Below are 19390 nucleotides of genomic sequence, written 5' to 3'. Positions count from 1 at the left end.
CGCCGCTACGACGCGGCGACGGGCGCCACCGCGGCCGGATCCGAGTAGCTCGACCGGCCGTTCTCGACGTGGCCCGCGAAGCGGCGCGAGAACGTGCCGTTCGCGCCATCGCTCACCGTAACGTCATACCAGTGGTGGCTCGATGCGAGCGCCCACTGCTCGACGCGTTCGTCGCCGCCGTGCAGCGTCACCTGACGCGCGGGCGCGCCGTATGCGTTGTCGGCCAGCGTCAGCGTGACGTGGCCCGCGCCATGGTTGCGCAGCTTCAGGTACAGGTTGCCGTTCGCGATGTCGTAGCCGGCCTTCACCTCCGGCTGCGCGTGGTTGCGGCGGCGCGCGGTCGCGGCCGACACGTTGCCCGCGAACATCCGGACGAAGCCGTTCGGCCCGTACACCGAGAACGCATACACGCCGTTCGTCTCCGTCAGGTCGAAGTCCGCGTGCAGCACGCGGCGCGCGCCGACCGTGTAGCGCCACGGACCGTCGGTGCGGTTCGTCGCGTACACCTGGAAGTGCGCGCCCTGGTTGCCGCGGTTCGCGAACTCGATGCGCAGCGTGTTGCCGCCATAGATGCTCGCGTTCACATGCAGTTCGTAAGGCAGCGCGCGTGCGGGCCGCACGCCGGGTTCCTGCGGGACGATCGGCGACGGCGTCGCGGGCACGGTGGGCGCGGGTTGCGACGTGCATTGCTGGTCGGCGATCGAGCGGTACTGGCTCGTATCGGGCAGCGACGGAAACGATGCATCCGACGAGCGGAAGTCGAACGCGGCGGTGAGGTCGCCGCAGACGGTGCGGCGCCACGGCGTGATGTTCGGCTCGTCGATGCCGAAGCGCTCGCCGATGAAGCGGATCACCGACGTGTGGTCGAACACCTGGGAGCACACGAAGCCGCCTTTCGACCACGGCGACACGACCGTCATCGGCACGCGCGGCCCGAGGCCGTACGGCAGCCCGTCGGCGGTGTAGCTGCCGCCGCGGCCCGGGTTCACGACGGTATGCAGCTCGCCGTCGGTCGTCACGGTCGACGCGCCCTGCGCGGCGGAGGTGGGCGGCTGCGGCGGCACGACATGGTCGAAGAAGCCGTCGTTCTCGTCGTACATGATGAACAGCACGGTCTTCGCCCACACGTCCGGATTCGACGTCAGCGCGTCGAGGATCTGCGACGTGTAGTTCGCGCCGTACGCCGGCGTGTATTTCGGATGCTCGGAGAACGCGGCGGGCGGCAGCAGCCACGACACCTGCGGCAGCCGGTCATTGATCACGTCGTCCTTCAGGTTGTCGAGCGTGCGCACCGTCTGCGCGCGCTGGTACAGCGACGAGCCCGGCTTCGCGTTGATGAAGTTCGTGAAGTTCTGCAGGATGTTCGTGCCGTAGTTGCCGTTGTACGGGTCGGCCCAGGTGAGCCCCTGCTGGTAGATCTGCCACGACACGCCGTGCGCTTCGAGCCGTTCGGGGAAGGTCGTCCACGACAGCAACTGGTACGCGGGCGGCAGGTCGCCGTCGACGTAGTCGGCGTTGTCGAGCAGCGGGCCGCCGAACTTGCCGGTCGGATCGACCGTCCCCGTCATCAGGTACGCGCGGTTCGGGTGCGTCGGCCCCGGCAGCGAGCAGAAGTAGTGGTCACACACGGTGAACGCATCGGCGAGCGCATAGTGGAACGGGATGTCCTCGCGCACGTGATAGCCCATCGTCATGTCGGTCTTGTTCGCGGGCCACTGGTCGTAGCGGCCGCCGTCGATCGCCGCGTGAGTCTTCGCCCACGAATGGTCGAGCGCGCCGAGGCACTGCGCGCTGGTCGTCTTCGTGTCGAGCCGAAACGGCAGCACCGGTTTCGTCGGGTCTTCCTTCGACGGCTGGTACCACACCGGCTTGCCGTTCGGCAGCGGGATCGGGAAGCGGTCGTTGTAGCCGCGCACGCCGCGCAGGTGTCCGAAGTAATGGTCGAACGAGCGGTTCTCCTGCATGAACACGACGATGTGCTGCACATCGCGGATCGTGCCGGTGCCGCGCGCGGCCGGAATCGCGAGCGCGCGGCGGATCGATTCAGGAAACGCGTTGAGCGCGACGGCGGCGCCCGCCGATTGTGCGACGGTATGCAGGAAACGGCGGCGGCTGGATGACGTCATGTTGTTTCACCTCGGTTCTGCGATCGGGGACAGGAACGGCGGGATCAGTGCGACGACGACGCGGCGACGCTGGATGCGCCCGCGTTCGTCGCGGGCTTGGCGTCGTCGTCATCGTCGGGCGGGTAGTGGACGACGGGCGGCGCGAGCGGTGCGGCTTCCGACGCTGCGGCGCTCGCGCCTGCACCGCTGTTGAATGCGCTCGCGGAGCCGGACGATGCGCCGGCCGGTGGCGAGCCGTCGGCCGTGTGCGCGTCGTGCGGCGCGTCGTCGCTGCAGGCGGCGACGAAGGTGGCGGCACACAGAACGACGACGAGGGCAACGCGACGCATGACTTCTCTCCTGGCAGGCGGATCGGGAAACGATTTCCAGTATGCCGATGCGATGCGACGATTCGGTGAATCGTTTGCAACCGGGGCGTGATCGCGAAAGGCTTTCGCGAAGCTGACCGGATGCTTTCGCGAAGCATCGCATGCACGCATGGTGGAATTTTCCAGCGGACGCGGCGGCCGCGCGTATTTACACGCGTGTGCAATGCGACGACGGATTCATTGCAATGCCTGCCGTGTGCGCGGCGCGCCGAATGCGATCGGCAATCGGCGGTCGATGCGCCGCGAATCACGCCGAAAAGCGGGCGTTTTTGCCGCTTTGCCAGCGCACGATCAGCTACGCGCCAGCGTCGTGCCATGCATGCGTCAAGAAAGGCGGCGCGGCCAGTTTGCCGCGCGTTCGCGCCGCGTATCGATGCCGGCGCCGCGCGTTGGGGCGCTACCCGCACATACCCGCGGCACCGGAATTGCTAACTGCGCCGATGCGCGTGCCGTCGCGCGCGGCCATCCGCGCACGGGCGGCACATCTGCATCCATTCACCCCATGGAGCGAGCAGAAGTCATGTCCAGCGATCGATCCGATTCCCCGTCCGCCGAACCGGCGCGCGATGCCGGCGCGCCGACACCCGCGCCCGGCCATGCAGCGGCGCTGCCGTTGCCGCACGATACGCCGTCGAGTGCCGCACGGCGCCGCTTTTTGCAATCCGCAGCCGCGGCCGCGACGGTCAGCGCCGCATCGCACGTTCATCCGCAGCCCGCACACGCTGCGTCCGGCCCGGCTGCCTCGCACCGCGATCCGGTCCCGGCACAACCGGTGCATCTTGACATCAACGGGCGTGCATACACGCTGCAACTCGAACCACGCGTCACGCTGCTCGACGCGCTGCGCGAATATGCGGGCCTGACGGGCACGAAGAAGGGCTGCGACCGCGGGCAGTGCGGCGCCTGCACGGTGCTCGTGGAAGGGCGGCGCATCAACGCGTGCCTGACGCTCGCGGTGATGCACGAAGGCGAGCGGATCACGACCGTCGAGGGCCTCGCGCGCGGCGGCGTGTTGAGCCCCGTGCAGCGTGCGTTCGTCGAACACGATGCGTTCCAGTGCGGCTACTGCACGTCCGGCCAGCTCTGCTCCGCGACCGCGCTGCTCGACGAGTTCTCGTCCGGGGCCGCGAGCGCCGTTACCGACGATGTACGGCGGCATCCAGCGCAACTGTCGGACGACGAAATCCGCGAACGCATGAGCGGCAACCTGTGCCGCTGCGGTGCGTATCAGAACATCGTCGCCGCCGTGCGCGCCGCGCACGCGGCGCGCGGCTAGCCGACGGAGGGCACCGCAATGGAAGCGATTTCCTACGAACGCGCCACCGACGTCGCCGCTGCCGTGCGGGCGGCGCAGCGGCCGGGCGCGGCGTTCATCGGCGGCGGCACGAACCTGCTCGACCTGATGAAGGGCGGCGTCGTACGGCCCGTCGCGCTCATCGACATCACGCGCATCGCCGGCCTCGACTCGGTCGATGCGCTGCCCGGCGGCGGGCTGCGCATCGGTGCGCTCGTGCGCAACAGCGACGCGGCCGACCATCCGCGCATTCGCACCGACTATCCGCTGCTGTCGCAAGCGCTGCTCGCCGGCGCGTCCGCGCAATTGCGCAACATGGCGACCGTGGGCGGCAACCTGATGCAGCGCACGCGCTGTCCGTATTTCTACGATACTGCGTTCGTGCAATGCAACAAGCGCGCGCCGGGCAGCGGCTGCGCGGCGATCGGCGGCCACAACCGGATGCACGCGATACTCGGCGCGAGCGCGCAGTGCGTGGCGGTGAACCCGTCGGACATGAGCGTCGCGCTCGCGGCGCTCGACGCCGTCGTGCAGGTGAGCGGCTCGCACGGCGCGCGGCAGATTCCGTTCGCGTCGTTTCACCGGCTGCCCGGCGATCGGCCCGATCTCGACACGACGCTCGAGCCCGGCGAACTGATCACCGCGGTCGACCTGCCGCCGCCGCGCTTCGCCGACCATGCGCACTATCTGAAGGTGCGCGACCGCGCGAGCTACGCGTTCGCGCTGGTGGCCGTGGCCGCCGCGCTGCGGATGGACGGCCCGCGCATCGCGGAGGCGCGGATCGCGCTCGGCGGCGTCGCGCACAAGCCGCTGCGCGCGACGGCCGCGGAACGGCATCTCGTGGGTCGCGCGCCGACCGAAGCCGCGCTGCGCGAGGCGGCCGCGCTCGAGCTGCGCGATGCGCGTCCGCTCCAGGGTAATGGATTCAAGGTCGCGCTCGCGCAGCGCGCGATCGTGCGCGCGGTGACCCTCGCCGCCGGCGCGACGGGAGGTGCCGCATGAACACGTTGACGGGACAGCCGCTCGACCGCGTCGACGGCGAACTCAAGGTGACGGGCGGCGCGCGTTACGCGGCCGAGTTTGCCGATGCGCGGCTCGCGCATGCGGTGCTCGTGACCAGCACGATTCCATCGGGACGCATCGAGTCGATCGACACGGCGCGCGCCCGCGCGATGCCGGGCGTGCTGCTCGTGATGACGCACGAGAACGCGATGCGGCTGCCGAACGGCGGCCGCCCGCCGCTGTCGCCTCCCGCCGGGCGCCGGCTCACGCTGCTGCAGGACGACGCGGTGCGCTACAGCAACGAGCCCGTCGCGGTCGTCGTCGCCGACACGCTCGAGCACGCGACCGATGCCGCGAATGCGGTGCGGGTGCGCTATCGCGCGAGCGGCGCCGCGCTCGATTTCGCACGCGAGAAGGGCGCCGCGCGCGTGCCGCCGAAGCAGCAGGGGCGCGCGATGGACACGCAGCGCGGCGACGTCGACGCGGGCCTGCGCGAAGGCGCGGTACGCATCGACGCGACCTACACGACGCCGATGCAGCATCACAACCCGATCGAGCCGCACGCGACGATGGCGCACTGGGACGGGCCGACGCTCACGCTGCACGATGCGACGCAGGGCGTGTCGGGCGCGAGCACCGCGGTGGCCGCGGTCTTCGGCATCGCACCGGAACAGGTCCGCGTGATTTCACCGTTCCTCGGCGGCGGCTTCGGCTGCAAGGGATCGTCGTGGTCGCACGTGTCGCTGTGCGCGATGGCCGCGAAGCAGGTCGGTCGCCCGGTCCGGCTCGCGCTGACGCGGCCGCAGATGTTCGGCCCGGTCGGCGGCCGGCCGTTCACCGAACAGCGCATCGTGCTGGCCGCCCGCCACGACGGCACGCTGACCGCGATGCGCCACGACTCGATCGTCACCACGTCGACCTTCGAGGACTGGACGGAGATGTGCGGGATGCCGACGCGCATCATGTATGCGGTGCCGAACCAGGCGACCACGCACCGGATCGTGGCGCTGAACGTCGGCACGCCGACGTTCATGCGCGCGCCCGGCGAGACGCCCGGCTCGTTCGCACTCGAGTCGGCGATGGACGAGCTCGCGTGGCGGCTCGGGATGGATCCGGTCGCGCTGCGGCTCGCGAATTATGCCGAGGTCGATCCGCAGGACGGCAAGCCGTGGTCGAGCAACAAGCTGCGCGAGTGCTACCGCGTCGGCGCGCAGCGCTTCGGCTGGTCGCGTCGCACCGGCGCGCCGCGCACGATGCGCGACGGCGACACGCTGATCGGCCTCGGGATGGCGGCCGCCACGTATCCGGCGAACCGCAGCGAGGCGGCCGCGCGTGCGCGCATCCTGCCGGACGGCACGGCCGAAGTGGCGTCGGGCACGCAGGACATCGGTACCGGCACCTACACGGTGATGACGCAGGTCGCCGCCGACGCGCTCGGCTTCGCGCCGCAACACGTGCGTTTCGTGCTCGGCGATTCGAGCCTGCCGCGTGCCCCGGTGTCGGGCGGCTCGCAATCGGCGGCGAGCGTCGCGCCGGCCGTGCGCGAGGCCGCCCTGCAGGCGCGCGCGAAGCTGATCGCGCTGGCGATCGCCGATCCGGGCTCGCCGCTGCACGGCGCGGCGGCCGACGACGTGACGGTCGACGACGGCTGGCTCGTGCATCGCGGCGACCCGTCGCGGCGCGATCCGGCCGCGGCGGTGATCGCGCGGGCGGGCGGCCGTCCGATCGACGCGCAGGCGACGACGAAGCCGGGCGACGAGAAGTCGCGCTACGCATCCCACTCGTTCGGCGCGGTGTTCGCGGAAGTGCACGTCGACGCCGAACTCGGCACGATCCGCGTGCCGCGCATCGTCGGCGTGTACAGCGTCGGCCGCGTGCTCAATGCGAAGACCGCGCGCAGCCAGCTGCTCGGCGGGATGGTGTGGGGGCTGGGCACCGCGCTCGAGGAAGGTTCGCATCTCGACGTGCGGCACGGCCGCTTCACGAATGCGAACCTCGCCGAATATCACGTGCCGGTGAATGCGGATATCGGCGAGTTCGACGTGACCTTCGTCGACGAGAGCGACACGCACTTCAATCCGCTCGGCATCCGCGGTATCGGCGAGATCGGGATCACCGGCGTGCCGGCCGCGATTGCCAACGCCGTCTATCACGCGACCGGCGTGCGCGTGCGCGATCTGCCGATCACGCTCGACAAGGTGACGATGCCGGCGCGGGCCTGAGCGCGTCAGCGGCGCGGCGTCCTGCGCCGCACTTCGCTGCGCAGCCAGTCGAGCCACGTGCGGATCGCCGCTTCGTGCGGATGGCCGGGGCGCCACACCACGTAGTGCGCATACACGTCGGTCACGCGCACCGCCGACACGCGCACGAGCGTGCCGGCCGCGAGTTCGGGTTCGATCAGCGAGCGGCGCGCGAGCGCGACGCCGCGTCCTTTCAGCGCCGCGTCGATCAACGCGTTCGCATCGGTGAAGCGCGGCGCGCGTGCGGATTCGACGAGGTCGAGGCGCGCGGCCTGGAACCACGGCTCCCACGGCTGCGCGGGGTGGCGCAGCAGGGTCGCGCGCACGAGATCGGCCGGCGTGCGCGGCGCGATGCCGTCGCGATTGCGGTACGCGGGGCTCGCGACCGGAAAGACCGTCTCGTTCATCAGCTTCTCGGCGACGACACCCGGCCAGGTGCCGGGCCCGTAGCGCAGCGCGACGTCGATGCGGTCGCGCTTGCGCAGCGGCGCGAGCGCCGCGTCCGGATGCAGCGCGATCGCGATGTGCGGATGCGCGGCCGCGAAGCGCGGCAGGCGCGGCGCGAGCCAGCGCTCCGCGACGCTCGGCAGCACGCTCACGTTCAACGTGACGTCGCAGGTGCGCGGGCGGTCGCGCACGGCGAGCGCCGGCTCGAACGCGCGTTCGAGCACGCTCAGGCCCTGGCGCACCTGCAGCACGAGCGCATGCGCGGCATGCGTCGGCGTGGCGCCGTTGCGCTCGCGCGTGAACAGCGGATGACCGAGCTGCGCCTCGAGCGTGCGGATGTGCTGGCTGACCGCGCCCTGCGTGAGCGCGAGTTCGTCGGCCGCGCGCGTGAAGCTCTGCTGCCGCACGGCGGCTTCGAACGCACGCAGCGTCTGCAGCGGGGGAAGGTGGATGCGTCGCATCACGCATTAGTAGCACTAATGCCCGAGCACGACAATTCATCGTTTGTGGCGGCCGGCCGCGCGCACCTACACTCGGTTCCGTCTTTCAACGGGCCCGCCGGGCAACGCCATCCATGAACGCATATCGTCTCTATCTTTCGCCGGGCGCGTGTTCGCTCGCCGCCCACATCGCGCTCGAGGAAACCGGCGCGCCGTTCGACGTCGAGATCGTGTCCGTGCGCGAGCGGCAGAATCTCGACGCGCGCTATCTCGCGATCAACCCGAAGGCGCGCGTGCCGGTGCTCGCGATTCCCGGCGAGCCGCGCGTGCTGACCGAAACGCCCGCGATCCTCACGTATCTCGCGCGCCGTCATCCGGACGCGCGGCTGCTGCCGCTCGACGATCCGCTGCGCGAGGCGCGCTGCCACGAATGGCTCGCCTGGCTGGTCGGCTGGGTGCACGGTGTCGGCTACGGCACGCTGTGGCGGCCGGGGCGCTTCATCGGCGATCCTGCGCTGCACGGCGCGATCAGCGCGCACGGGCGCGATCTGATCGACGCCGCGAACGCATCGATCGAAGCCGCGCTCGCCGACGGCCGCACGTGGGCCGAGCCGGGCGGTCATTCGATCGTCGATCCGTTCCTGCTGGTGCTGTATCGCTGGGGTGTCGCGATCGGGCTCGACATGACGCGGCATCCCGCGTGGACCGCGCATGCGCAGCGCGAGGCCGAGCGGCCGGCCGCGCGGCGCGCGCTGGCGCGCGAGCAGGTCTGACACGCGGCCGCGGCGGGCCGGTCGGCGGCATGGCCGCTTCGTTCGACGAGTCGTTCGACGAGTCGTTCGGATAACGAAGTTCGGACGTGTCCAATTGCCCTGTCGCGCCCATTCCATTGTAATGAGAATCATTCTCAACAATGGAATGGAGTGAACATGAGCCGTTGTATTCAGTCACGCGCGACGCCGCCGCGCCGCGCGAGCGCGTCCGTCGCATTCGCGATGATGACCTGTGCGGCCGCGCCGGCCTGCGCGGACGAGGGCGAGCCGCGGCACGCGCCGCACCTGAGCCCGATCTTCGTTCACGGCGAGCGCGACGCGGGTTCGCGCGTCGACCGCTCGGGTTCCGCCAAATATGCGACACCGCTGCTCGACGTGCCGCAGACGATCACCGTCGTGCCGCGCGTGGTGCTCGACGAACAGCAGGCGCTGAGCCTGCGCGAGGCGCTGTCGAACGTCGCGGGCATCACGTTCAACGCCGGAGAGGGCGGCGGCGGTTCGGGCGACATGTTCAATATCCGCGGCTTCGGCGCGAATGCGAATATGCAGATCGACGGGCTGCGCGACAGCGCTCAGAACAATCGCAGCGACCTGTTCAACATCGAGGCGGTCGAAGTCATCAAGGGGCCGAACTCGGTCTTCGGCGGCGCGGGCACGACGGGCGGCTCGGTGAACCTGGTCAGCAAGACGCCGAAGGCCGGCGCGTCCGCGGAAGCCGGCACGATGCTCGGCACGTCCGGCTACCGCCGCGTGACGCTCGATGCGAACCGGCCGCTGCCCGGCACCGACGATCGGGCGGCGTTCCGCCTGAACGCGATGGCGCACGTCAACGAAGTGCCGGGCCGCGACGACATCCGCAAGCGGCGCTGGGGCGTCGCGCCGTCGCTGGCGTTCGGTCTCGGCACGCCGACGCGCGTCACGCTCGGCTATTTTCACCAGTACGACAACAACCTGCCCGACTACGGGTTGCCGGCGCACAACGGCCAGGTGCTGGCCGGCGTATCGCGCGACAGCTATTTCGGCTGGCGCAATCTCGATCGCGAACGCATCACGTCGGACGCGTTCACCGTGAAGGCCGAACACGACGTGTCGTCCGGCCTGAAGGTGCAGAACCTGAGCCGCTATGCGCACCTGAATCGCGACACCGTGATTTCCGCGTCGCACGTGAACCTGCAGGGGCTGCCGCCCGGGCGCTACAAGCCGGCCGGGCCGCAGGGCTACGGCCGCGATGCATCGACCACGATGTGGGCGAACCAGACGAACATCACGAGCGAGTTCGCGACGCTCGGGATCGGGCACACGCTCGTCACCGGCTTCGAGATCTCGCGGGAAACGTACGGCCGCACGACCTATTCGTACGGGCTCAACCGCTTCTATCCGGCCGACGGTTTCGCGCTCGCCGCCCCGCCGGGCGTCTGGCAAGGGCCCGCGCGGCGCCAGGACAGCGCGCGCAACGACACGGCGCTCGTCGTGAAGGCGCTGTACGCGTTCGACACGATCTCACTCGGCCGCAATTGGGACGTCGACGTCGGGCTGCGGCACGACTGGATCGACGGCTGGGCGGAAAGTACGCCGGCCGGCAAACCAACCGAGCGCGCGGACAGCGACGATCGTCATCTGAGCACGCGCGCGGCTCTCGTGTTCAAGCCGACCGATAACGGCCGCGCGTATTTCGCCTACGGCACGTCGTTCAACCCGTCCGCCGAATTTCTCGTCACCACCGGCTCCGGCGTGAGCGCGGCGACCGGCGCGCTCGCCCCCGAGAAAAACGAGAGCTTCGAACTCGGCGCGAAATGGGAAGGGCTCGCGGGCATCGCGCTGAACGGCGCGCTGTTCCAGACCGAAAAGAAGAACGCGCGCGAACGAATGGCCGACGGCAGCTACGCGCTCGTGGGCCGGCAACGCGTGCGCGGCGTCGAACTCGGCGCCGCCGGCAAGGTGACGCCGCGCTGGGACCTGTTCGCGAACTACACGTATCTGGCGAGCGTCACGCTCAGTTCGCCGGCCACGCCGCGCCGTGAGGGCCAGGCGCTCGGCAACACGCCGCGGCACGCATTCAACGTGTGGACGACCTATCGATTGCCGGCGGGCTGGACGATGGGCTACGGCTCGCACTTCGTCGGCCGGCGCAACGTAACGTCGCAAGGCGACGGCAAGCTTGGCGCGTACTGGCTGCATAGCCTGATGGCCGGCTACGAGGTGAGCCGCCGGCTGCGCTTCCAGCTGAACGTCGACAACCTGTTCGACCGTGCGTATGTCGAACGCGTGCGGCAGGTGTCGGGGAGCGAATCGCGATCGTCCGCGGTCGAGCTCGGCGACGGCCGCTCGGCGATGCTGTCGGCCGTGTACACGTTCTGAACGCCCGTGCGGGTTTGGCAAGCCGGCGGCGCGCCGGCCCCCGCTAGCGGGCAAACAGCGGATAGGTCGCGCCAGCGATCAGCGCGGCGGCGAGCCAGACCACGCTCCACGAACTGACGGCGAGCAGCGGCGGAATCGCGAGCGGCGTGGCGAACAACCCGAGATAGACGATCGTGTTCGCCATCCCGAGCGCGGTGCCCGCATGGTTCGCGCCCGCGAGCGTCGCGAGTTCGGTGTACGCGACGCCGTGCCATGCCGACACGCAAATGCCGGCGAACACGAGAATCGCTACGATCGCGGCGAGCGGCACGTGCGGGCTGCCGGCGGTGGCCGCCGCGAGCAGCGCGAACGATCCGGCCGCGACGCACACCGACCCGCGCAGATACGCGCGCCGGTTGCCGTGCCGGTCGGTATGACGACCGCTCCAGACCCGCATCACCATCGCGCCGACCTGCAGCGCGACCATCGCCGCGCTGATGCCGGCGAGGCCGAGCCGGCCGAAATCGTGCAGGAACACGGTCGCGAACGTGAGCACCGCGAACTGCGGCGCACATAGCGCGCCGATGCCGAGCACGATGCGCCACACGCGGCCGCTCGCGAGCGGGCTGCGCGTGGCTGCGGCAGGCGGTTGCTGCGCGGCAGGGCGGTGCGCGGCGGGTCCGTGCGCGGTGGCCGGCGCGTGGGGCGGTTCGTGCAGCCAGCGCCACGTCAGCGCCGCCGATCCGGCACACAGCAGCATCAGCGCACCGTACACCGCGGCGAAGCCGGCATGCGACGCGAGCGACGGCAGCAGCGCCGCGCCGACGCCGCCGCCGAGCGGCACGGCCGTCTGGCGGATGCTCATCGCGAGCCCGCGTTCGCGCTCGCCGAACCAGCGCATCACCGCGCGTCCGCTCGAGCCGTTCACGCTGCCGCCGAGCAGGCCGACGCAGCACATCGCCGCGACGACGCGCATGAGCGGCGGCACCGCGTGCGCGCTCGGGACGATCGCGATCACCATCAGCGCCAGCATCGCGGCCGTCGCGACGAGGCCGGTGAGCAACACGCGACGGTCGCCGAAACGGTCGGCGGCGATCCCCCACGGCAGCTCCGACAGCGCGACCCCGAAGCCGAGCGCGCCGAGCACGAGGCCGAGCGCGCCGTTGTCGAGGTGGTAGGCCGAGCGCATCCACACGGCGGTGGTCGGAATGCCGGCCGCGGCGGCGGAAAAGCTCATGTTCGCGGCGACGCCGGCCGCGAGCACGCGCCAGCGGTGGGCCGGGCCGCGCGCGTCGTGCGCCGGCGAGGATGGGGAAGCGAGGCAGGAGGTATCCATGGCGACAAAGCCCGTTCGGAAATTGACATCACCAGTGTGGCGACCTACATTCATCCTGAAAATCGGAAAGTTTTTGATGAATCGTTCGATAAAACGGGATGGTTGACATGTCCGGACAACACAATGCCCATGGCGCGACGCCGCTCGCGGCACCCGACGCCGCGCTGGCTCGACCGAACTTCGACGTCGCCGCGTTGCGCAGCCTGGTGGCGGGCGTGGATCTCGGCAGCTTCGCGAAGGCTGCCGATCGCGTCGCGCGTTCGTCGTCGGCGGTGAGCGCGCAGATCCGCAAGCTCGAGGAGCAGGCCGGCACGCCGCTGTTCGTGAAGGCCGGGCGCGGGCTCGCGCTGACCGACGCCGGCGACGCGATGCTGCGTTATGCGCGGCGGATGATCGAACTGAACGACGAAGCGGCCGCGGCCGTGCGCGGCGTGAATCTCGACGGCTGGGTGCGGGTCGGCCTGCAGGAGGATTTCGGCGAGGCGATCCTGCCCGACGTGCTCGGGCGGTTCGCGCGTGCGCATCCGAAGGTGAGGATCGAGGCGCGCGTCGCGCGCAACGCGGAGCTGCTCGAGCGGCTCGACGCGAACCAGCTCGATCTCGCGCTAGTGTGGGGCGACCCGGCGTCGGCGACGCTCGTGTCGCGCGCGGGCATCGACAGCGACGCGATCGCGCAGGTGCCGATGCAGTGGATCGCGGCGGTCGGCGCGGCGGGCTTCGGCATGCCGGACGGCGGCGGCCCGGCGGAGGCGGCCGACGACGGCGACGCGAGTCTGCGTGTGATGCGCGCGTCGGGCGAGCCGCTGCCGCTCGTCGTGTTCGACCGGCCGTGCCGGTTCTTCGGCGCGGCGACCGACGCGCTCGACCGCGCGGGCGTGCCGTGGCGCGTCGCGTTCACGACGCCGAGCCTGGCCGGGCTGTGGGCCGCGGCGTCAGCCGGCCTCGGGCTGACGGTGCGCTCGCATTATGGGTTGCCCGCGTCGGTGCGCGTGCTCGACGCGGCGTCGTTCGGGCTGCCCGAACTGCCGAGCCTGCCGCTGATGCTGCTGCGGCGGACGTCGTCGGCGACGCCGACCGTCGAACGGCTCGCGCGGATCGTCGCGCAGGCGGTGCGGGACGCGACGCAGGCAGAGGTGGCGATGCTTGCGGCGTAACGGAACGTACCGGAGCCGCGGCTCGGTATGCATCGGCACGCCTCTGCCGATCGGCCGAATGGAGCGATCAGGCATGCGAATGAACGCTTCGTCAGCAGCGCCCATCATCCGAGCCGCGCGTCGCGCCCGGCCTATGCGACGGCGCTGTCCGGCGCGATTTCCCCGAGCGTGGCGAGAATTTCGGCCAGCCTGTCCCGCAACCCGTCGCTCGCCGGCACGAACGGCAGCCGCAACCCGTCCTCGCACCACCCCTGCGCCGCGAGCACCGCCTTCACCGGGGCCGGATTCGGCTCCGCGAACAGCGCCGCGACCAGCGGCTGCAGCGCGACCGACAGGTCGCGCGCGTCCGCGAGCCGGCCGTCGCGCAGCAGCGCATGGATGCGCACATGCCACTCGGGCAGCACGTGCGCGCTGCTCGCGATCGCGCCGTGCGCGCCGGCGCACAGCGCGGCGAAGTTCTGGTTGTCGTCGCCGGAAAGGATGGCGAGCGGCGTGTCGTGCACGAGCCGGCTCATCCGCTCGAGCGTGCCGCCGCATTCCTTGATGCCCGCGACGCGCGGGTCGCGCGCGAGCGCCTGCAGCGTCTCCAGTTCGACGTTCACGCCGGTGCGGTACGGGATGTTGTAGACGAGGACGGGCAGGTCGGCCGCGTCGACGATCGCTTCGACGTGGCGGCGGATGCCGTCCTGCGTCGGCCGAACGTAGACGGGCGGCGTGACGAGCAGCCCGTCGGGCTGCAGCGCGGCGAGCTCGCGTGCGCGGGCGGCCGCGGAGTGCGTCGCGCTCGCGGTGAGCCCGACGACGACGGGCAGGCCGGGCACCGCGTCGCGCAGCGTCGCGAACACGGCGTCCTGCTCGCGCGCGTCGAGCAGCACGCCTTCACCGGTCGTCGCGCCCGCGACGAAACCCGCGATACCGGCGGCTGCATAGTGGCGCGCGAGTCGCGCGAGCGCGCCGTGGTCGACCTCGCCGTCGTGGAACGGCGTGACGATGGGCAGCCAGATACCTTCGAAACGTGTGTGCATGCAAAGCCTCATGGTGGAAACGGAGTGGGAAGGAACCGTTCCGCCGGCGATGTGCCGGAGCGAGGCGTGCGAGCAAGGAAAAAGAAACGACCTGCGGGCATCCCGTCCGGCATTCGCCTGACGGGACGCGACGTCCCCGTCAGTCGAGGAGTCGTTTTTTCAGTTTCAGCCCGGCCGCGCGCGCACCTGCCGCGATGGCGGCAAGGATCGACGACGAGCGCAGGGCAGCGGACATGGATGAACCGTGAAAAGGGCTGAGCGGCGATCTTAACATCGGATCCGGCGCGCACGCGAGCGTGCATGCGCCGGTTAGCAGAATTCGAGATTTGCTTTCCACGACAGATTGGAAGGCGCGCGACGCCCGGCCGCTAGAATGCCCGCTTACGTTTCGATGACAGCGCGCACGCGTGCCGTCACGCACCTTCAACACCACTGGAACGGGGCATATCACGATGGCAAGCATCAAGGGAATCGGTCGCTGGCTGCACACGGGCACCGCGGCGGCGCTGGTCGTGGCGGCAACGGCCACGCACGCGGACACGTCGATCCTGAACGTGTCGTACGACGTGACGCGCGAGCTGTACAAGGACATCAACTCGGGCTTCGCCGCCGCGTACAAGCAGAAGACGGGCGAAACCGTGACGATCAAGCAGTCGCACGGCGCGTCGAGCGCGCAGGCGCTGTCGGTACTGCAGGGGCTGCAGGCCGATGTCGTGACGATGAACCAGCCGAACGATATCGACCTGCTCGCCGAGCGGGGCCAGTTGCTGCCGAAGGACTGGCGCGCGCGCTTCCCCGACAGCAGCTCGCCGTACTCGACGACGATGGTGTTCCTCGTGCGCAAGGGCAACCCGAAGGCGATCAGGGACTGGAGCGATCTCGCGAAGCCGGGCGTGCAGGTGATCATCGCGAACCCGAAGACGTCCGGCAACGGCCGCTACGCGTATCTCGCCGCGTGGGGCTACCAGAAGCAGAAGGGCGCGACCGACCAGCAGGCGCTCGACTTCGAGAAGGCGATCTTCCGCAACGTGCCGGTGCTGGATTCGGGCGGCCGCGGCGCGACGACGACCTTCACGCAGCGCGGCATCGGCGACGTGCTCGTCACGTTCGAGAACGAAGTCGCGCTGATGGACACGGGCGCGTCGGGGGCGGAATTCGACGCCGTGTACCCGTCGGCGAGCATCCTCGCGGAGCCGCCCGTCGCCGTCGTCGACAAGGTCGTCGACAAGAAGGGCACGCGCAAGATCGCGCAGGCGTATCTCGACTACCTGTACACGCCGCAGGCGCAGGAGATCATCGCGCAGCACCATCTGCGCCCGCGCGACGCGAGTGTGCTGAAGAAGCATGCGGCCGAGTTCAAGCCGCTGAAGACGTTCAGCGTCGAGCAGGTTTTCGGCAGCTGGGCGAACGCGCAGAAAACCCACTTCGCCGACGGCGGCACGTTCGATCGCGTGATCGTCGACCGCAAGTAGGCGGCACGCCGCACGCCGCGTGCGTGCCGGCAGGATGACCGCGCAGCCGGCCGCCGATGCGGCCGGCTTTTTTTCGCGCCGGCACGCGCAAGGCCGCTACGCATCGCTCGCGCCGCACGCGCAAGGCCGCCCATCGCCCCGCATCGTTGCGCATTCCCGGCCGCCGCCCCGCGTGCTACGCTCATCGCCTTCTTGCTTCCGGCCTTGCGCGATGAACGTCGATTCGTCCTCCCCAGCTTCCCGCGGCCGTGGCCGCAAGCTCTGGTCGGGCACCCGCCCTGTTGTCGCATACGGGATGCCGCCGCTGGGCTGGCGCGACCTCTATCACCGTGCGCTGACGGTGAGCTGGCCCGTATTCTTCCTGTCGCTCGCGATACTGTTCCTGCTGCTCAACGGCGGCTTCGCGGCGCTCTATCTGCTTGGCCACGACGCGATCGCGAACCAGTCGCCGGCCGGCTTCGTCGGCGCGTTCTTCTTCAGCGTCGAGACGCTCGCGACGGTCGGCTACGGCGACATGCATCCGCAGACCGTCTACGCGCACGTGGTCTCGACCTTCGAGATCTTCATCGGGATGTCGGGCATCGCGCTGGCGACCGGGCTCGTGTTCGCACGGTTTTCGCGGCCGCAGGCGAAGATCCTGTTCGCGCGGCTGGCGATCGTGCGCCCGCTGAACGGGCGAATGACGCTGATGGTGCGTGCCGCGAATGCGCGCCAGAACGTGATCGCCGAAGCGCAGGCGAAGCTGCGGCTGATGCGCGTCGAGGGGACGCACGAGGGTTACACGCTGCGCAAGATCCACGACCTGCCGCTTGTGCGCAGCGAGCATCCGATCTTCCTGCTCGGCTGGAACCTGATGCACGTGATCGACGAAACGAGCCCGCTGTTCGGCGAGACGGCCGAATCGCTCGCCGCGCGCGACGCGACGCTGCTGATCACGATCGAGGGCTCCGACGAGACGACCGCGCAGGTCATGCAGGCGCGCTACTCATGGACGCATGCGGACATCCGCTGGCGTCACCGCTACGTCGACCTGATGCATGACGAAGGCGGCATCACGCATATCGACTACACGCATTTTCACGAGGTCGTGCCGGTCGACGTGGAGAGCGACGAACGCGGTTCGCCGGGCGTGATCGAGGGCGGCCCGGCGGCGCAGGCGTCAGGGCCCGCTGCATGACGTTGGCGACCGGCGCTAACGGGCGCTGGCGCCCGGATGCGGCCGCCGCAACCGCCGCCGCCGACCGCCGCGCCGCGCACGCGTCACGGATGCAGCAGACGCGCCGCTTCGCGCTGTTCGACCGCCACCGCGCGGCGATGGCCGTCGCGGTCCTCGGCGCGCGTGACGTAGTCGCCGAGCACGCCTTCGTGCGGCAGCAGGTGCGCGTCGAACGCAATCTTCAGCGTGCTGGCGAGCAGCAGGTCGGCCGCGGTGAAGCGGTCGCCGACGAGCCAGCGGCTGTGGGCGAGCGTTTGCGCGAGCGCACGCTGCACTCGCGTGATGTTGCCCCAGCCGAACGCGACCGGATTGCCCGAGGCGCCGGTGAATTTCTCGGCCATCGCCGGTTCGAGGCAGGTGGGTGTGAAGAACATCCACTGCAGGAAGCGGCCGCGCAGCGGATCGTCGGGCGCGATGCCGAGCCCGGCGCCCGGGCAGCGATCGGCGAGATAGAGCAGCACCGCGCCCGATTCGGCGAACGGCTCGCAGCCGTCGTCGAGCGCGGGCAGCTTGGCCATCGGATTGACCTGGACGAACGCGTCGCTGCCCTGTTCGTGCGAACGCAGGTCGATCGGCACGAGCTCGTAGACGGCGCCGATTTCCTCCAGCATCCACAGCGCCCGGAATGCCCGGGTTTTGGGCCAGTAGTAGAGCTTCATCGCGTGCTCCATATAGGCGGTGACGGTTCAGTGTAGTCGAGTCGGTTCGCCGAATGTGTCGTTCGTTGTGTGACCGAGTGTGCGACGCGCTCGGTGGAACGCGCGCCGCCCATGGGGCGACGACGCTTGGGCACCGCTACCGGACAAGGGCTGTTGACCTTTTGCCATCTTTTTTCTCGCATCTATCCGGCTTTGAGTGCTTTCTCGTTGTCCTTCGGTTGTTCGGCAGATATCTCGAAAATTGAAATGCAAACGGAGAACGTGCATTGTTCCTTGTGTTTTTATTTCGGTGCTGACGTGTCGGGTATGGGTCCGATGCGCATCAACATAACCAATCCAACCGGAAGGTGAAAATATGGCGGTTCAAGAGCCAGCGAAGAGCGGTGGAACGTGGTGAGAAAGGGAAAGGAGACTTCATGCGTGCAATAAGAAGTATCGGCTTTGGGTTTGCGCTATCGTTTCCGTTACTCTCGATCGCCGCATCCGACAACACCGTCAATACTGAGAAGGATCTGTACGAGCAGTGTGGTGCTTATTCGCAGGCTGGAATGAAGGATTGTCTTGCGAAGAAGGCCAGTGAAAGTCGAGTATATTTAAAAAAAGCTGAAGACGATGCGCTCGCTGTCATAAAAAAATGGGATGAAGATAATAAATATATTCACGCATCCGAGGTGGCCTTGGCGGCATCGAATAAGGAATTCGTGAAGTATCGCGCGGCGCAATGTGAATTCTCCGCTTCGCTGAGTGGCGGTGGAGCGGGTAACGCCCACGAAATGGGGCGCTTGGCCTGTGTCGCGGAACTCAACAGCAGACGCGTTGAGCAGCTACGCAACGCCATATCCGACTTGCCGTCGAAATAGCGCCGACGCTTGCGACGGCCAGCCCGGCCGAACGATATGCGAACCGGCCGGGCGACGATCATCGGCGGCGTGACGGTCGGCGAGAACGCGGTGGTCGGCGCGGGTTCCGTCGTGACGCGCGACGTTCCGCCGAATACGCTGGTCGGCGGAAACCCGGCGCGGATCACCCGTTCGATTGCCGAGTGAGGGAGCCTACGAGGTTGTCCCGCGGTGGCGCGCATGTGGACAACCGGGTTTTCGGTGCACTCAAAACGCTGTGGATGCGAACGGTGAGTGTGTGGCCAGAGGCAGAATCGGCGGGGCTTCCCGGCATTCGACACCAGTCGCGGGCAGATGCATGCGCCGATGGTGCCGATGCGCCGGCGGCGCATTCCTACGCGGCGTCGGTTGTGGATATCCCGGCCTCCAAATCACTCGGCACGCTGTGCTTTTCATCGGTGAGCGCGACGCAGCGCGTGGACAACCGCGACCCCGAACGACGAAAAATGCTGTGCTTTCGAAGGGTGAGCGTCGGTGACCGATTGCGCGTGAGGCTTGCCTGGTGCGGATTTCCAGGCGTCGCGCGGGTGTCGCGCGAGAATTCGGGGCGCCGCGCATTCTAACGGCACGCGCGGATCGGCGATAGATCCGGACCCGTATCA

At 69.3% G+C, this 19390-nt stretch carries 16 protein-coding genes and 1 pseudogene; 11 read left to right on the top strand and 6 right to left on the bottom strand.

What is annotated here, in order from left to right; genetic code table 11:
- Positions 1-5: 5 nt before the first annotated feature.
- The gene (locus FFI87_RS15580; RefSeq protein WP_138847051.1) at positions 6-2126 is read right to left on the bottom strand and encodes a phosphocholine-specific phospholipase C; all 2121 of its coding nucleotides are present in this window, start codon (positions 2124-2126) and stop codon (positions 6-8) included.
- A gap of 44 nt (positions 2127-2170) precedes the next feature.
- The gene (locus FFI87_RS15575; protein ID WP_138847052.1) at positions 2171-2455 is read right to left on the bottom strand and encodes a hypothetical protein; all 285 of its coding nucleotides are present in this window, start codon (positions 2453-2455) and stop codon (positions 2171-2173) included.
- A 559-nt stretch (positions 2456-3014) separates the two neighbouring features.
- Between FFI87_RS15575 and FFI87_RS15570 the strand changes: the two genes are divergently transcribed.
- From FFI87_RS15570 to FFI87_RS15560, 3 genes are read left to right on the top strand one after another with little or no spacing between them, the layout of a single operon-like run.
- Positions 3015-3770, top strand: a complete 756-nt coding sequence (locus FFI87_RS15570; RefSeq protein WP_138847053.1) for a 2Fe-2S iron-sulfur cluster-binding protein — start codon at positions 3015-3017, stop codon at positions 3768-3770.
- A gap of 18 nt (positions 3771-3788) precedes the next feature.
- On the top strand, positions 3789-4790 hold the full coding sequence (locus FFI87_RS15565) for an FAD binding domain-containing protein (protein WP_138847054.1): 1002 nt from the start codon (positions 3789-3791) through the stop codon (positions 4788-4790).
- Positions 4787-7012 (top strand): xanthine dehydrogenase family protein molybdopterin-binding subunit, encoded by a 2226-nt coding sequence (locus tag FFI87_RS15560; protein ID WP_138847055.1) that lies wholly within the window; start codon positions 4787-4789, stop codon positions 7010-7012. The genes FFI87_RS15565 and FFI87_RS15560 overlap by 4 nt, the downstream gene beginning before the upstream one ends.
- Before the next feature lie 5 nt (positions 7013-7017).
- Here FFI87_RS15560 and FFI87_RS15555 read toward each other — a convergent pair whose 3' ends face one another.
- A complete protein-coding gene (locus tag FFI87_RS15555) occupies positions 7018-7938 on the bottom strand; it encodes a LysR substrate-binding domain-containing protein (protein ID WP_138847056.1) in 921 nt (306 codons plus the stop codon).
- Between the two features lie 113 nt (positions 7939-8051).
- Here FFI87_RS15555 and FFI87_RS15550 point away from each other — a divergent pair, with 113 nt between their 5' ends.
- Positions 8052-8690, top strand: a complete 639-nt coding sequence (locus FFI87_RS15550) for a glutathione S-transferase family protein (protein WP_012364846.1) — start codon at positions 8052-8054, stop codon at positions 8688-8690.
- Positions 8691-8846: 156 nt separating this feature from the next.
- Positions 8847-11048 carry a TonB-dependent receptor gene (locus FFI87_RS15545; protein WP_138847057.1) on the top strand — a complete coding sequence of 734 codons (2202 nt, stop codon included), beginning with the start codon at positions 8847-8849 and terminating at the stop codon, positions 11046-11048.
- Positions 11049-11091: 43 nt separating this feature from the next.
- On the opposite strand, the gene FFI87_RS15540 is transcribed toward FFI87_RS15545, so the two are convergent.
- The gene (locus FFI87_RS15540) at positions 11092-12363 is read right to left on the bottom strand and encodes an MFS transporter (RefSeq protein WP_138847058.1); all 1272 of its coding nucleotides are present in this window, start codon (positions 12361-12363) and stop codon (positions 11092-11094) included.
- 107 nt (positions 12364-12470) lie between these two features.
- On the opposite strand from FFI87_RS15540, the gene FFI87_RS15535 reads away from it, so the two are divergent.
- Positions 12471-13517 carry a LysR substrate-binding domain-containing protein gene (locus tag FFI87_RS15535; protein WP_138847059.1) on the top strand — a complete coding sequence of 349 codons (1047 nt, stop codon included), beginning with the start codon at positions 12471-12473 and terminating at the stop codon, positions 13515-13517.
- 131 nt (positions 13518-13648) lie between these two features.
- On the opposite strand, the gene dapA is transcribed toward FFI87_RS15535, so the two are convergent.
- Positions 13649-14542 (bottom strand): 4-hydroxy-tetrahydrodipicolinate synthase, encoded by an 894-nt coding sequence (gene dapA / locus FFI87_RS15530; protein WP_138847060.1) that lies wholly within the window; start codon positions 14540-14542, stop codon positions 13649-13651.
- 452 nt (positions 14543-14994) lie between these two features.
- On the opposite strand from dapA, the gene FFI87_RS15520 reads away from it, so the two are divergent.
- Complete coding sequence (locus FFI87_RS15520; protein ID WP_138847061.1) at positions 14995-16014, top strand: sulfate ABC transporter substrate-binding protein; 1020 nt, start codon at positions 14995-14997, stop codon at positions 16012-16014.
- A gap of 211 nt (positions 16015-16225) precedes the next feature.
- Positions 16226-17191 carry an ion channel gene (locus FFI87_RS15515; RefSeq protein WP_138847062.1) on the top strand — a complete coding sequence of 322 codons (966 nt, stop codon included), beginning with the start codon at positions 16226-16228 and terminating at the stop codon, positions 17189-17191.
- Between the two features lie 83 nt (positions 17192-17274).
- On the opposite strand, the gene FFI87_RS15510 is transcribed toward FFI87_RS15515, so the two are convergent.
- Positions 17275-17889: a glutathione S-transferase family protein gene (locus tag FFI87_RS15510; RefSeq protein ID WP_012364839.1), complete on the bottom strand. Its 615-nt coding sequence runs from the start codon at positions 17887-17889 to the stop codon at positions 17275-17277.
- 416 nt (positions 17890-18305) lie between these two features.
- Between FFI87_RS15510 and FFI87_RS15505 the strand changes: the two genes are divergently transcribed.
- The 3 genes and pseudogenes from FFI87_RS15505 (at position 18306) to FFI87_RS15495 (ending at position 19351) form a co-directional block, all read left to right on the top strand.
- A complete protein-coding gene (locus FFI87_RS15505; protein WP_138847063.1) occupies positions 18306-18749 on the top strand; it encodes a lysozyme inhibitor LprI family protein in 444 nt (147 codons plus the stop codon).
- A gap of 51 nt (positions 18750-18800) precedes the next feature.
- A pseudogene (locus tag FFI87_RS15500) lies at positions 18801-18935 on the top strand (sugar O-acetyltransferase); the annotation flags it as partial.
- Positions 18936-18970: 35 nt separating this feature from the next.
- Positions 18971-19351 (top strand): hypothetical protein, encoded by a 381-nt coding sequence (locus tag FFI87_RS15495; protein ID WP_138847064.1) that lies wholly within the window; start codon positions 18971-18973, stop codon positions 19349-19351.
- Positions 19352-19390 lie beyond the last annotated feature (39 nt).

Origin of the sequence: Burkholderia sp. KBS0801, from assembly GCF_005937855.2 — a bacterium.
GTDB lineage: Bacteria > Pseudomonadota > Gammaproteobacteria > Burkholderiales > Burkholderiaceae > Burkholderia > Burkholderia ambifaria.
Note: the sequence above shows the minus strand (reverse complement) of the source record. Positions and strands in the feature narration are given on the sequence as shown.

Coding starts and splice junctions, on each gene's coding strand:
- FFI87_RS15580 (WP_138847051.1), bottom strand. CDS start 2,126: ATGACGTCATCCAGCCGCCGCCGTTTCCTGCATACCGTCGCACAATCG.
- FFI87_RS15575 (WP_138847052.1), bottom strand. CDS start 2,455: ATGCGTCGCGTTGCCCTCGTCGTCGTTCTGTGTGCCGCCACCTTCGTC.
- FFI87_RS15570 (WP_138847053.1), top strand. CDS start 3,015: ATGTCCAGCGATCGATCCGATTCCCCGTCCGCCGAACCGGCGCGCGAT.
- FFI87_RS15565 (WP_138847054.1), top strand. CDS start 3,789: ATGGAAGCGATTTCCTACGAACGCGCCACCGACGTCGCCGCTGCCGTG.
- FFI87_RS15560 (WP_138847055.1), top strand. CDS start 4,787: ATGAACACGTTGACGGGACAGCCGCTCGACCGCGTCGACGGCGAACTC.
- FFI87_RS15555 (WP_138847056.1), bottom strand. CDS start 7,938: ATGCGACGCATCCACCTTCCCCCGCTGCAGACGCTGCGTGCGTTCGAA.
- FFI87_RS15550 (WP_012364846.1), top strand. CDS start 8,052: ATGAACGCATATCGTCTCTATCTTTCGCCGGGCGCGTGTTCGCTCGCC.
- FFI87_RS15545 (WP_138847057.1), top strand. CDS start 8,847: ATGAGCCGTTGTATTCAGTCACGCGCGACGCCGCCGCGCCGCGCGAGC.
- FFI87_RS15540 (WP_138847058.1), bottom strand. CDS start 12,363: ATGGATACCTCCTGCCTCGCTTCCCCATCCTCGCCGGCGCACGACGCG.
- FFI87_RS15535 (WP_138847059.1), top strand. CDS start 12,471: ATGTCCGGACAACACAATGCCCATGGCGCGACGCCGCTCGCGGCACCC.
- dapA (WP_138847060.1), bottom strand. CDS start 14,542: ATGCACACACGTTTCGAAGGTATCTGGCTGCCCATCGTCACGCCGTTC.
- FFI87_RS15520 (WP_138847061.1), top strand. CDS start 14,995: ATGGCAAGCATCAAGGGAATCGGTCGCTGGCTGCACACGGGCACCGCG.
- FFI87_RS15515 (WP_138847062.1), top strand. CDS start 16,226: ATGAACGTCGATTCGTCCTCCCCAGCTTCCCGCGGCCGTGGCCGCAAG.
- FFI87_RS15510 (WP_012364839.1), bottom strand. CDS start 17,889: ATGAAGCTCTACTACTGGCCCAAAACCCGGGCATTCCGGGCGCTGTGG.
- FFI87_RS15505 (WP_138847063.1), top strand. CDS start 18,306: ATGCGTGCAATAAGAAGTATCGGCTTTGGGTTTGCGCTATCGTTTCCG.